Raw genomic sequence first — 12530 nt, forward strand, 5'->3', positions numbered from 1 at the left:
AATCAAATTGATGAGATTTGTTACTTTATTTAGCTATCGCGGGCGCAGCACAGGCGGCTGCCAAACGATATCGGCAACTTTGATCGCCTTAGGTATGAGGCCAATTTCTTTAAAACTGTCTGCGACACGCTGTTGATCTGTCACCATGGCTGCATGCAACACCGTGGTCGGCGATGGTCCGGGCCGCCGTGCCAAAAACAGATGAACCGTCGCCAGATTCAAACCACTTAGATCAGAAATAAGTTGCGCTACTTCTTTTCGATTTGCTTGCACGTACTGATCTGCTTTCGTCAGCTCATCCAATAAGCGCAATACAGTATTCGGATAACTTTGGGTAAAGGAACGCGATGCCAGATAGAAAGAATTATTATTCGTCAGGCCATTGCCGGTAGTCAGTACGCGCGGCTTCAGCGCCAATTCGGCAGCACCATAATAAGGGTCCCAAATAGACCACGCGTCCACAGCGCCGCGTTCAAATGCTGCACGTGCATCCGCTGGCGCGAGATAAATCGGCTGGATATCCGTCCACGCCAATCCTGCTTTTTTTACGGCTTGCACCAAAAGAAAATGCGCACTGGAACCCTTTTGCAGTGCGATTTTTTTGCCTTTCAAATCCGCCAACGTCTTAATGGTGGAGTTGGACGGCACAATAATGGCCGAGCTTTCTGGTTTTGGTGGTTCTGCGCCGACATAGAGCAAGTCTTTATTGGCAGCTTGTGCAAAGACAGGCGGACTGTCACCAGTCAAACCAAAGTCCAGGCTACCAACTGATAACGCTTCCAGCAATTGCGGGCCGGCTGGAAATTCGAGCCAGACAATTTTGCTGTTCTTAAAGCGCTGCTCCAAAATATTACGCTGCTTCAAAATCACCAGATTGACAGCACTTTTTTGAAATCCAATACGAATTTGCTCTGGCTCTTTTTTATCCACCGCCGCCATTGCCGACGCACCAAAGAACGACAAAATCGCGAACAAAGCAACAGCGCGCAACACGTTAAAAGCTGCGGAATGGTCGAAGCGCTGCTGAAGAATGAATTTTTTCATGGTCGTTTTCATCTAACCCTTCGGCGCCGGAGTAGCCAGCATCGCATCGCGCGTCGTGATTTTTTTAGGAATCAGCTTCAATTCAAAAAAAGTATCCGCAATCTTCTGCTGTTCATCAAGTACTTTGCTATCGATAGGCTTGTAAATATGCGCGTAATTTTTCAAACCGATTTCAATAACATCCTTATCCAATCCTTGAATCGGCGCTAGTTGTACCGCCGCATCTGTCAAATTAGCGCGTATCCATTGTCCTTCTTTGCTCACTTCTTCAAGGATGGCACTAATGATCGCTGGATTTTTTTCTGCGTATTTTCGTGCGCTCAAAAAGAACTGATGATGACTTACCACGCCTGCACCGCTGGCTAAAACACGGGCGTTTAGCTGTTTGATGGCAGCAGTCTGAAACGGGTCCCATATAGCCCACGCGTCAACCGCACCACGCTCAAATGCTGCACGTGCATCCGCAGGTGCAAGGTAGATGGGCTGAAATTCTGAATAAGTAATACCGGCTTTTTTCAATAAACTAATGACTAGCCAGTGCACGTCCGATCCTTTATTAAAGGCAATTTTCTTACCTTTTAATTCAGCGACGGTTTTGATCGGCGAATGTTGCTGGACCAATATACTTTCTGCTAATGGTGTTGGAATTTCATAGCCGCTATACACAAAATCGGCACCTGCCGCCTGCGCGATAATCGGCGGGGCTTCGCCGACATAACCAAAATCGACCGAGCCGACGTTCAAAGCCTCCAACAATTGCGGACCGGCTGAAAACTCCGCCCATTTAACCTCGATACCCAGCGGCGCCAGACGTTTTTCCAACGTCCCGTGCGCTTTCAATAATACGAGTGTGCTGGCTGCTTTCTGATACCCGATCCGCAGTAGACCTTGATTGGCTTTCTTGTCCAGTGCAAGTGCAAATTGCGGAACAAAGCTGGTGAGAACTCCGGCTCCGGCGGCAGATAACATTGCCAGCGCATGACGACGCGTAAGTGTTTTTTGCTTGAATTCGGTCATAACGCATCCTGAAATATCTATTTTAAAAAAAAACGCCCCCCACCACGATCACGCGTGCTTATAAGCATCGCCGTACGATGCGGTCAGGAAAATAATGTCTATGTTAATTAGGTTCGGGGAAGGCATCATCTGTGAAAAGTCTGCCCTCATAACCTTCACGCCGTTTAAACGCTACATCGAATCTGAGAAAATGGAATGGGGGTGAAGCGGTTCCCGTTTAATGCATGCAGCGCCAGCAGGCTGTTAGACAACTGATCAACACCCTCGTTAATTCGACTGACGATTTCTTCTGCCAGCACCAGACCGCCCTCTTCCGACCAAGCGACCTGTGCTTCTGTCGCATAAATACTTTGCAATACGTGCCGTGGTCCCAGCGATGACAAGACCGGACGCAACGCATAATCCAAGGCCAGCATATGTGACTGACCGCCGCCCGTGGCCAAAGGCAACACCAACTTGTCTTGCAACCCGAATTGCGGCAACAAATCCAAAAATGCCTTTAATACGCCACTATAAGCCGCTTTGTACACAGGGGTTGAAACCACCACCGCAGTAGCGGCCGCAACTTGTGCCAGTGCGGTTTGAATTGCCACATTTCCAAAATCGGCGCGCATTACCGCATCGCCCGGCAAATCCCGCACATCGAGCTTCGTATACCGATGTCCCAACAATGCCAGTTTCTGTCCAATGTGATGCAAAACCCGGGTCGAGCGAGAAGGTGCCGAGGGGCTACCGGCCAATAACAAGATAGTCATTTTTAATCGTACTTTTTAAACGATGTTCTAAAACAGGGAAGACGTGACTGACAGCAGCTAAAAAAATCGTATGCCGCTGCGGTCCGTAACGCTATCAGCGATAAGAAAAATAGACTTTACTTAGCACTTGGCTGATAAATTTGATCGAATACGCCACCATCGCTAAAGTGTGTTTTCTGCGCTTTTTGCCATCCACCAAAAACCGTATCGATAGTGAATAAATTCAACTTCGGAAATCTTGATGCGTACTTGGCCGCGACCTTTGGATCAGTAGGACGATAAAAATTGTGCGCGGCGATTTCCTGACCTTCAGGCGAATATAAATATTGCAAATAAGCCTCCGCAATCTTGCGAGTACCGCGCTTGTCTACCACTTTATCCACGACGGCAACCGGAGGTTCTGCCAAAATACTGCTGGACGGAAACACCACGTCAAACTTGTCTTTGCCAAACTCCGCTTGCACAAGATAAGCCTCGTTTTCCCACGATAACAAGACATCGCCTACGCCACGTTCAGCGAAGGTGACGGTTGATCCGCGTGCGCCAGAATCCAGCACGGGAACGTTTTTATACACGCGGCTAATGAAATCACGTGCTTTGGCATCGTCATTATTGTTCTTTTTGAGTGCGTAGCCGTAAGCTGCCAGATAAGCCCAACGTGCACCCCCGGATGTCTTTGGATTGGCGACGATTACTGATACGCCGGGCTTGGCGATATCATCCCAATCCTTAATGCCTTTCGGATTTCCCTTGCGTACAAGCAGGACGATAGTCGAGGTATAAGGTGTGCTGTTGTGTGCGAGACGCTTTTGCCAGTCGGGCGGAAGCAGTTTGGCTTTAGCTGAAATTTCGTCAATATCATAGGCCAGCGCCAGCGTCACGACGTCTGCATCCAGACCGTCAATGACGGAACGTCCTTGCTTGCCAGAGCCACCGTGGGACGCTTTGATCGTGACGTTATCGCCGGTTTTTTCTTTCCAGTATTTGGCAAACGCTTTGTTATATTCCTGATAAAGCTCGCGGGTCGGGTCGTAGGAGACGTTCAAGATCGAAAAATCTGCTGCATGGGCGATAGGAGCGACGATGCCCACTTGCGCGACCAATGCGATAGTGATGACTGACCGGACGATTTGTTTCAACATGATCTGCTTCCCTGAGCTTTTTTTGTTTTGGAGAAGACAGATTAATCAGAGTGGAAAGAAAAAAGAACGAATTCTTTCTTCTCTCGTTATGCGAAAAACAGATATGCATGGACAACCCTAATGAATAAGGGAGGGCCGTTACTACTACAATAAAGGATAAAGGATCACGACCCACGTCGCGACGGCGACAATGCAAGTCAGCAAAACCGCCGCACTACCAAAATCTTTTGCATTTTTTGATAAGGGATTTCGCTCTAATGAGACCCGATCTACAACCGCTTCGATAGCTGAGTTGATCAGCTCAATGATAATGATCCAGACCAGAACGGCAATCAGCAGCAATTTTTGAATGGCTGAGACCGGCAAAAAAAAGGCGATGATAATGCCTGGAATGACCACCATCAGTTCTTGCCGGAATGCGTTCTCGTTTTTCCAGGCGGATTTCAATCCATCAAAAGAATAAAAGAGCGCGGAAAATATTCGCTTGAGACCCTTGGTGCTCTTAAATTCGCTGATAGGTTGTTCTGCAGTCGCTGATGTTCTTTGACCGAGCGGTTTGGATTTAGGCATTTCTCGCGAAGTGGGTGGTCGGATCTGGGATTTTTTACGCATGCTGAACTTCGCTTCAAATCTGATTTTTCGGAAAAGGTTGCCGATGACATTAATAGGCGTTTTGGTGCTGCTGACGAATTTTAACAGCCTCATATGACAAGCTTAACCTTTAGCCTACGAAAACATCGGCTTTGAGATCGAAAGATCAGCACCTTGGCAAAACGAGGCGACCAGATCGAATAACCTCAATTCGCCGTTTCAACCGGCGAAGGATTGGTCACCGGTTCGTGCCAGTCACCTTCATCGGCGACGGTCCAGTCAATCTGTACTTTCCCAGGCGCGTTCTGATCTTTTCTCTCCCACAGTCGAAATCCGCCAAGAAAGGCAAATGCGTTGTCTCCGCGGCGTGTGTGCGGCGGCAGTCGCTTCAGGTGCGCGATATTGCCGCCACCCAACACCACGTAATCGGGCAACAATGCTTTGCGAAAACCCTTCACGACATCCTCGACCATGCGACGCCATTTCTTGTTTCCCATCTTTTCACGTCCCAATTCACCTAGATAATCCTCGTACGTTTGTCCATCCGTGTAGGGCAAATGTCCCAGTTCCATTGCCGCTATGACGCCATCGACGATGAATGCTGAACCCAGACCCGTTCCCAGGCCAAGAAATAGCATTTTCCCGCCTTCATAGCCGCCCAATGCTTGCATTGCAGCATCATTGATGACCTTCACCGGCAACCCGAACGCGGCTTGAAAATCGAAGCCAACCCAGCACGGACCAAGATTCTCTGGCTCTCGCACCACGCGACCACGTCGGACCACGCCGGGATAACCCATCGAGACCGCATCGAATTTCCAGCCCTTTGTGATCTTCAGGACATTTTCCACCATTTGTTCGGGCGTCATCTTAGGGCCAGACTCAAATCGAACGGGCGTTTTATGATCAGTAGAAACACATTTAACGTGAGAGCCGCCAACGTCAATGACAAGTATTTTCATCGGTTTGTCCTTTAACAGTTTTTTGGTACTCATGATGTCCGCGTAACGGCCCCGGGACGCTCCGCTTTCTCGCCGACGCGGGTAGCTTGTTGTACTGGTATCGAGAGCAATCTGGCGGTATTAATCAACGCCATGTGGGTCAGCGCCTGCGGGAAATTACCCAGCATATGTTGACCGTGCACGTCGTATTCCTCGGATAGCAATCCAACATCGTTGCGCAAGGCCAGCAAGCGCTCAAACAATGCCTCACCCTCTTCACGGCGGCCCAGCAAAACAAGACAGTCAGCTAGCCAAAATGAGCAAGGTAGAAACACACCTTCGCCCGGTGGCAGTGCATCTACATTACTACCTGTTGAATAGCGCAGCACTAACCCGTCCACTAAAAGGTTGCGCTCAATCGCTTCCACTGTTCCACGCACGCGCGGATCGTCGCAAGGCAAAAATCCAACCTGCACCATCAGCAGTAAACTTGCATCAAGATTTGACGCGCCATAAGACTGAACAAATGTATTATTTTGCGCGTCGTATCCCTCGGCGCAAACCTGTGCATGGATTGCGTCGCGCACCTCGCGCCAACGCGCAACCGGGCCTTCCAGACCAAACACTTCAACGTCCTTAATTGCGCGATCAAAGGCTACCCAAGCCATCACCTTAGAGTGCGTGAAATGCAGGCGCGGTCCACGAATCTCCCAAATACCCTCGTCCGGCAAATACCAGTTCGATTCCAGATAGTGAAGCAAACTGACTTGTATTCCCCATGCTGCAAGATCCGACTCCATCCCTACCGATCTTGCCAGATGCAGCGTGTCCATCACTTCACCATAAACATCCAGCTGAAATTGCCTGGACGCCGCGTTGCCGACGCGCACTGGTGCCGCATTGCCATATCCGGGTAGCCAATCCAACTCCGTTTCATCGAGCCGCCGCTCACCGGTAACGCTATACAGTATTTGTAAGTCTTCGGGACTGCCGGCAGCAGCGCGCAGCAACCATTCACGCCAGGCAATCGCCTCTTCATGGTAACCGGCCAATAAAAGCGCGTTTAACGTGAAGGTCGCGTCACGCAACCAGCAATAGCGATAATCCCAGTTGCGCACGCCGCCCAGTTGTTCGGGTAACGAAGTCGTAGGCGCTGCAATGATTCCACCAGTAGGCTCGTAAATAAGCGCCTTCAGCGTAATCAAGGACCGCACCACCTCATCATGCCAGCGCCCCTCGTAAGTGCAGCGTCCGGACCACTCTCGCCATCCGTTTTCGGTTGCCTTTAGCGCAAGTTCCGGATCAACCACCTTTTGCGTCGCTTCGTAGGAAGGTCGATAGTTGAGCGAGAACGGCACACACTCGCCCTCGCTCACGTAAAACTCAGCGACTGTTTTCATATTTTCGCCATGGACCGGGATTTTCGTTCGCAGTTCCAACGTGTGTGGTCCAGCTGTTGCTAACAATAGATCATCGACTTGTTGCACCCAAGGCACGATAGACCCGTAGTCGAACCGAATGATGAGCTCCATGGACATCGCCACCCGTCCACTCACGCCTTGAACGATACGCAACACATCCCAGCGTTCATCCGACACCGGCATGCAATCGACAATGCGAACAATGCCTTCAACGGTCTCGAACTCGGTTTCTAAAATCAGGGTACCGTCGCGATACTGTCGTTGGGTGGACCGAATCTCCGCTTTTGGTGCAATCAGCCAGCGACCGTGTTCCGGCGCGCCCAGCAACGCTGCAAAGCAAGCGCCGGAATCGAAGCGCGGCAAACAAAGCCAATCAATGGAACCGTCACGACCGACCAAGGCAGCGGTATGGCAGTCACCAATCATTGCATATTCTTCAATAGGAAGTGGCATCAGCAACCTTCATGTTGGTTTAGCAGCCTTCGCTGCGGGCATCATTCTGTTGCGTGGGCCTGCTTCTATGACAGCCCGGCTAGGTGGTGATGGTCGGAGGCAAGCTCATTTCATGATACGCCGGTTTCAAAAACGGCATCATTACTCGGGTAGGACAAACTCGACAGTGACGATCTGACAAGTAGTGAACAGTGTCGTTTAATAGGTGCTGAACCATCCAACATATCGGAGGGTAATCAAGTGGCCAGGGGAAAAAATAGGTAATCTAAAAAAAACTCCGGAAGATTCAATAATCCAAAAGTAAAATCAATCGTTCGATTGTTTAAAGATAGGCAGTACAAGGCAGCAAGCCCTTAAAAAGCCTGATTAGCCATTTTTTACTATGGCAACATTACGGGTAACTGTTGTGAATATGAGAATAGCATTTCTCAGTTTTTCACATTGTGATATAACGTATCATTGCAGTGCAATATTTTAACTACTCACCCGAAACCAGAAATCCCGATGAAACCAGCTTCCGCAGACGACCTTGGCAAGACCTCGATTCAGGTCATTGAACGCATGATGTCATTGCTGGATACGCTCGCGCTTTATCCCGATCCGGTTAGCCTGAAAGAACTGTCGGCGGCAACCAACCTGCATCCTTCGACCGCACATCGCATTCTGAATGACTTGGTCCTGAAGCGTTTTGTTGATCGCTCCGAACCGGGAACCTATCGACTCGGCATGCGATTGCTGGAACTTGGAAACGTGGTCAAAAGCCGTCTAAACGTGCGCGAAGCAGCGCTTGATTTTATGCGTACTCTTCATCGCAAAACCAATCAAACCGTCAATCTTTCGGTACGTCAAAGTGACGAAATTGTGTATATCGACCGAGCATTTTCGGAGCGTTCAGGAATGCAAGTAGTTCGTGCAATCGGAGGCCGCGCACCATTGCATCTGACCTCAACCGGTAAGCTTTTTTTGTCGATAGATGATCCGAAACTGGTGCGTGCCTATGCGACACGGACAGGTTTAGCAGGTCATAATAAAAACTCGATAACCGATCTGAGCAAACTCGAACGCGAACTAGGATTAGTACGCTCGCTCGGCTATGCACGTGATAACGAAGAGCTCGAACTCGGTGTGCGCTGCATGGCCGCCGGTATCCGTGATGATTCAGGCAAACTAATAGCCGGCCTGTCGATCTCAGCCCCAGCCGATCGTCTGCAAGAGGAATGGGTAGAAGATTTGATGACCACCGCGCAACAGATTTCAGCAGTATTAGGCTACGCCGCAACGGTCCCGTAAACTGCGCTTCGCAAGATTCAAATACGTATCCACCGGAGTTGCAAAAAACCGTCCCAGCAAAGCGTGCCGACGAAGACAGTACGAATGTGCGGAGCCGCGTACGTCGAGCCACGTTGGCGGCAAGGAAAGCACAACGCAGCTGGGGCGATTTTTCGCAGCTCCGGGCCTTAGTGCTTTTCGTCTGGTTGCTCATCCAATGTCTCAAACAATGCAATCTGCAATTTCGAGTGAAGTTTCACAAACCGCTGCCACAATAGAAACGCCAATCCAGCTGCAGCAATCAATACTAAAATAAGTAAATTGGTTGTCGGCAAAATTCTACTGCTCAAGATCACGATCAATAACATAATGCCGATGATCGATAATGCTGGAATCACCTCGGCGATCACACGCCGGACCGCGTATGTATGCAAACCGGCGTGCTCTGGTCGTACTGCCATTTCGGCTAACAACATACTGAGCGCCTGTAATTTACGATACGTCGCAATCAAAAATGGTAACGAGATGAGCAGTGCGCCGCCCCAAACGACTGCTTTTTGAATTTGCAAGTCCGCAATCCAGGCAGACATAGCGCTACCCAACGTGTCGGAAAAGTAGCCGCTGATAATGAAAATTGCCGCAACCATCGCCAAATTGACCGTTACCTGTAACAAAATACGTCGAATAATTTTTGACAGCTCGGCGCGATCACCTTGCGGTTGCAGACTCTCCAACCAGGTTGAATACATACCGAAGACTGCTGACAATTTGACCGGCATCGACTTGGCCAAGCGTGTTGACAGTGGGTCTGCCAGCTTAATCAGATACGGCGTAAGCAACGTCGTCATGACCGATACGGCGACGACCGTCGGATACAGAAAATCACTGGTCACTTTCAGACTGACGCCTAACGCCGCAATAATGAACGAGAACTCACCAATCTGGGCCAGACCCATGCCGACCCGCATGGAAGTCCTGCCGTTGTGACCGGACAAAAAAGTAGCGATGCCACAACTAACCAGTTTACCCAATACTACGGCAATCGTAATCACCAGGATAGGCAACCAATATTTCACCAGAACCGTTGGATTGACCAACAATCCGATGGCAACAAAAAAGATCGCGCTAAACATATCCCGTATCGGTTCAATCAGGCGCTCAATCTGTGGCAAATGCCGGGATTCGGCCATGACTGCGCCAATAATAAAGGCACCCAACGCGACGCTATAATTAAGCTTCATCACGAGCAGACAAAAACCAAAGCAAAGACCGAGGACAGTGACTAAAAAAACTTCTTTGTTTCGGAATTGCGCGACATAAGCCAACAGGCGTGGCACGATCAAAATGCCTAATACCAACGCTACAATCATGAATAATAAAAGACGCCCAACCGTTCCTGCGACATCGATTGCATTCACGGAACCTGTTGCCGCAATTCCCGACAACAAGGCAATCATGCCGATCGCGAGGATATCTTCGATGATCAGAATACCGAAGATCAACTGCGCAAATTTCTCCTCTTTCATCTTCAGCTCGGTCAATGCCTTGACGATGATCGTGGTTGATGAGACCGCCAACATCGCACCGAGAAAAACTGCATCCATTGTCTTCCAGCCGAAATACATACCGATCTCGTAACCGACCCAGAGCATCAGACTAATTTCTGCCAGTGCCACTAAAAAGGCGGTTGCACCGACTTTGCCAAGCTTTTTGAGACTGAACTCAAGCCCTAAAGAAAACAGCAAGAAAATCACGCCAAGCTCTGACAGGATATGAATCGTGTGCTCATCCTGAATTAACTGGAAAGGCGGAGTGTAAGGCCCGATGATAATCCCGGCCACGATATAGCCGAGAACGACCGGCTGCTTGAAGCGGTTGAATACCACCGTGACCACTCCTGCGATCAACATGATCACTGCCAAATCCTGGATGAACAACTCTACTGCCGGCATGTTGATAGTCTCCTAAAAAAAATTGCTATGGGATGAGTTGCGCTGAGGTAATGGCGCGACCATTCGGCATCCATTCGGATGTAATCAAGCTTGGGATGATCCAACTATCAACCAACTTGACCATGCTGCCGAGCTGCTTCATGCATCGCTACCAACGAAGAAAGAGAGGCCTTTCAGTAGAGATTAGCGGTACTTTCCTAAAACCAACTGTAGATTCCGCATAATAACGTATCGACCACTGTGGATTCAATCGAAAATGCATTTAAATGCTGGCTAAACGATGATTTCGGCGCCCCGAGACGCGATCATTCCAATGATCCAGCAAGCGTTAAGCGGCATCTTGGTAATGTGAAAAGCGGATGATAAATTCGGCTTCACTCCGAATAACTCAGCAGAGTTCTACCTCAACCTTGATTTTGACGCCGACGTCGGCGTTGATACATTTCCATCAATGGTGTTGCGGAAATGCCATGCATGACGATAGACATTGCTACTACCGTCAACACGATAGAACTGACGTGCGGGACTAATGCTGCCGCCTGATAACCGGCTGGGGCAATCCATTTATATTGCAGTGCAAATGCAAGATAGTAAATAGAACCGATTCCCTTTATACCAAACCATGCCATCAGACGTCGCTGCAAGGTTGTGACCTTGGCACCTGTTAAAGCGATGGCGACCGATAGCGGTCGAATGACAAAAAAGAGGAGTAACGCCAACACGACGCCGACTGCTGAAAAGCCGATGTGCGATAACAGAATGCCGGTGAGTATTACCATCAAAAATTCTGCAAAATTTTCGAGTTGCTGATTAAAGCCTAATACCGTTTCAGTCATGTACGCAGACGCTTTTACTGGATGCGTGGCAAGTTCTTCGTCGCCTTTACCAAGTGCCTCATCCAGCGCCTCACCTTGCTCGCGATCAGCACTACGTTGACCGCTATTGGTAGACTCAATGCGGCGCATCGCCAAGCCGGCTGCAAAGACGGCCAAAAAACCAATGCCGTGAATCAGTTCGGTAGCACCATAAGCCAGCGCGATTAACCCAATCCCGAGAAATTCTTCCATACCCAAAGCCAAACGAAAGCGTCGACGTAGCCCAATCACCAATCGCCCCACCAACCATCCCAAAATCCAACCACCACCAAGCCCGACAACAATACTCCACAGCACATGCGGGACCGTATAGGCATTCGCAAAAGAGGCGGCAGACGGTACGCCAAGCAAGGCCAGCCCAAGCATCACAAAGGGAAAAGCGGTACCGTCATTGAGACCACCTTCGCCGGTGAGACTGAATCGAATTCGATCTCGATCACCGATATCTTTGATCTGGACGTCCGAAGCCAATACAGGATCAGTCGGCGCCAAAATTGCGCCCAGCAAAATCGCCGCACCCAATGGCAAATCACATAAAAAAAGTCCCACCACCGCCACGAGCGGAATAGTGACCAACATTGCCAGTACGCCTAAACGCATCGGTAAGCGCCAAATGCTGTCACGAAAAGGCATGCGTAACTTAAGGCCGACAGTAAATAACGATAGAAGCAAGGCGATTTTGGCCACCGTTGTCAGCAACAAAGCGTGTTCAGTCGGGACGAAGTTAATCAAACCGCTGACGGCGGGCCCTAAAATATAACCAACCGGCAAATAAAACATCGCAGGACTGACTGGCAAACGCTCTAAAAGCGATGCCAATAATCCCATTGACAGTAACAAGGTGCCGACGATCAGGTACCAGATAAGAGAGTAATCGATAGCAATAACTCCTCGTAATTAGCGTGACCTCCTGATAATTTTATCAATATATCAGATAAGGAAAACGACTCAACAAGGGTTTATAGAACGTATCAAACCATGTTTGCGAAGCGATAGACTAGAACCCATTGAGTATCTGCAGCATCAGCGCCACCAACTTTGACGCATTTAGTCGAACGACGACGCGAAAC

10 protein-coding genes are annotated in these 12530 nt (G+C 49.4%); 1 reads left to right on the top strand and 9 read right to left on the bottom strand.

From position 1 onward, the window contains the following. Nucleotides 1-33 precede the first annotated feature (33 nt). The 7 genes from ACXX82_RS03140 to ACXX82_RS03170 form a co-directional block, all read right to left on the bottom strand. Nucleotides 34-1044 carry a sulfonate ABC transporter substrate-binding protein gene (locus ACXX82_RS03140; protein ID WP_458562404.1) on the bottom strand — a complete coding sequence of 337 codons (1011 nt, stop codon included), beginning with the start codon at nucleotides 1042-1044 and terminating at the stop codon, nucleotides 34-36. 12 nt (nucleotides 1045-1056) lie between these two features. Beyond that, nucleotides 1057-2061: a sulfonate ABC transporter substrate-binding protein gene (locus tag ACXX82_RS03145; RefSeq protein WP_458562405.1), complete on the bottom strand. Its 1005-nt coding sequence runs from the start codon at nucleotides 2059-2061 to the stop codon at nucleotides 1057-1059. A gap of 164 nt (nucleotides 2062-2225) precedes the next feature. Beyond that, nucleotides 2226-2816, bottom strand: coding sequence for an NADPH-dependent FMN reductase (gene ssuE, locus ACXX82_RS03150; RefSeq protein ID WP_458562406.1), 591 nt, complete (start codon nucleotides 2814-2816; stop codon nucleotides 2226-2228). 116 nt (nucleotides 2817-2932) lie between these two features. Further along, entirely contained in the window at nucleotides 2933-3958 is a 1026-nt protein-coding gene (locus ACXX82_RS03155) for a sulfate ABC transporter substrate-binding protein (protein WP_322239954.1), read from the bottom strand. A 144-nt stretch (nucleotides 3959-4102) separates the two neighbouring features. Beyond that, nucleotides 4103-4528, bottom strand: coding sequence for a diacylglycerol kinase (locus ACXX82_RS03160; protein ID WP_322240737.1), 426 nt, complete (start codon nucleotides 4526-4528; stop codon nucleotides 4103-4105). Between the two features lie 227 nt (nucleotides 4529-4755). Beyond that, complete coding sequence (locus tag ACXX82_RS03165) at nucleotides 4756-5544, bottom strand: ROK family protein (protein WP_322239956.1); 789 nt, start codon at nucleotides 5542-5544, stop codon at nucleotides 4756-4758. Beyond that, a complete protein-coding gene (locus ACXX82_RS03170; protein WP_458562407.1) occupies nucleotides 5541-7364 on the bottom strand; it encodes a glycoside hydrolase family 15 protein in 1824 nt (607 codons plus the stop codon). Before ACXX82_RS03170 ends, ACXX82_RS03165 begins: the two co-directional genes overlap by 4 nt. Before the next feature lie 504 nt (nucleotides 7365-7868). Here ACXX82_RS03170 and ACXX82_RS03175 point away from each other — a divergent pair. Further along, complete coding sequence (locus ACXX82_RS03175) at nucleotides 7869-8654, top strand: IclR family transcriptional regulator (RefSeq protein ID WP_322239960.1); 786 nt, start codon at nucleotides 7869-7871, stop codon at nucleotides 8652-8654. Nucleotides 8655-8821: 167 nt separating this feature from the next. Here the strand turns inward: ACXX82_RS03175 and ACXX82_RS03180 are convergent, their stop codons facing one another. Then, complete coding sequence (locus tag ACXX82_RS03180; protein WP_458562408.1) at nucleotides 8822-10585, bottom strand: cation:proton antiporter; 1764 nt, start codon at nucleotides 10583-10585, stop codon at nucleotides 8822-8824. Between the two features lie 404 nt (nucleotides 10586-10989). Then, the gene (locus tag ACXX82_RS03185) at nucleotides 10990-12288 is read right to left on the bottom strand and encodes a cation:proton antiporter (RefSeq protein ID WP_416186841.1); all 1299 of its coding nucleotides are present in this window, start codon (nucleotides 12286-12288) and stop codon (nucleotides 10990-10992) included. Nucleotides 12289-12530 lie beyond the last annotated feature (242 nt).

The organism is Glaciimonas sp. GNP009 (genome assembly GCF_054343755.1).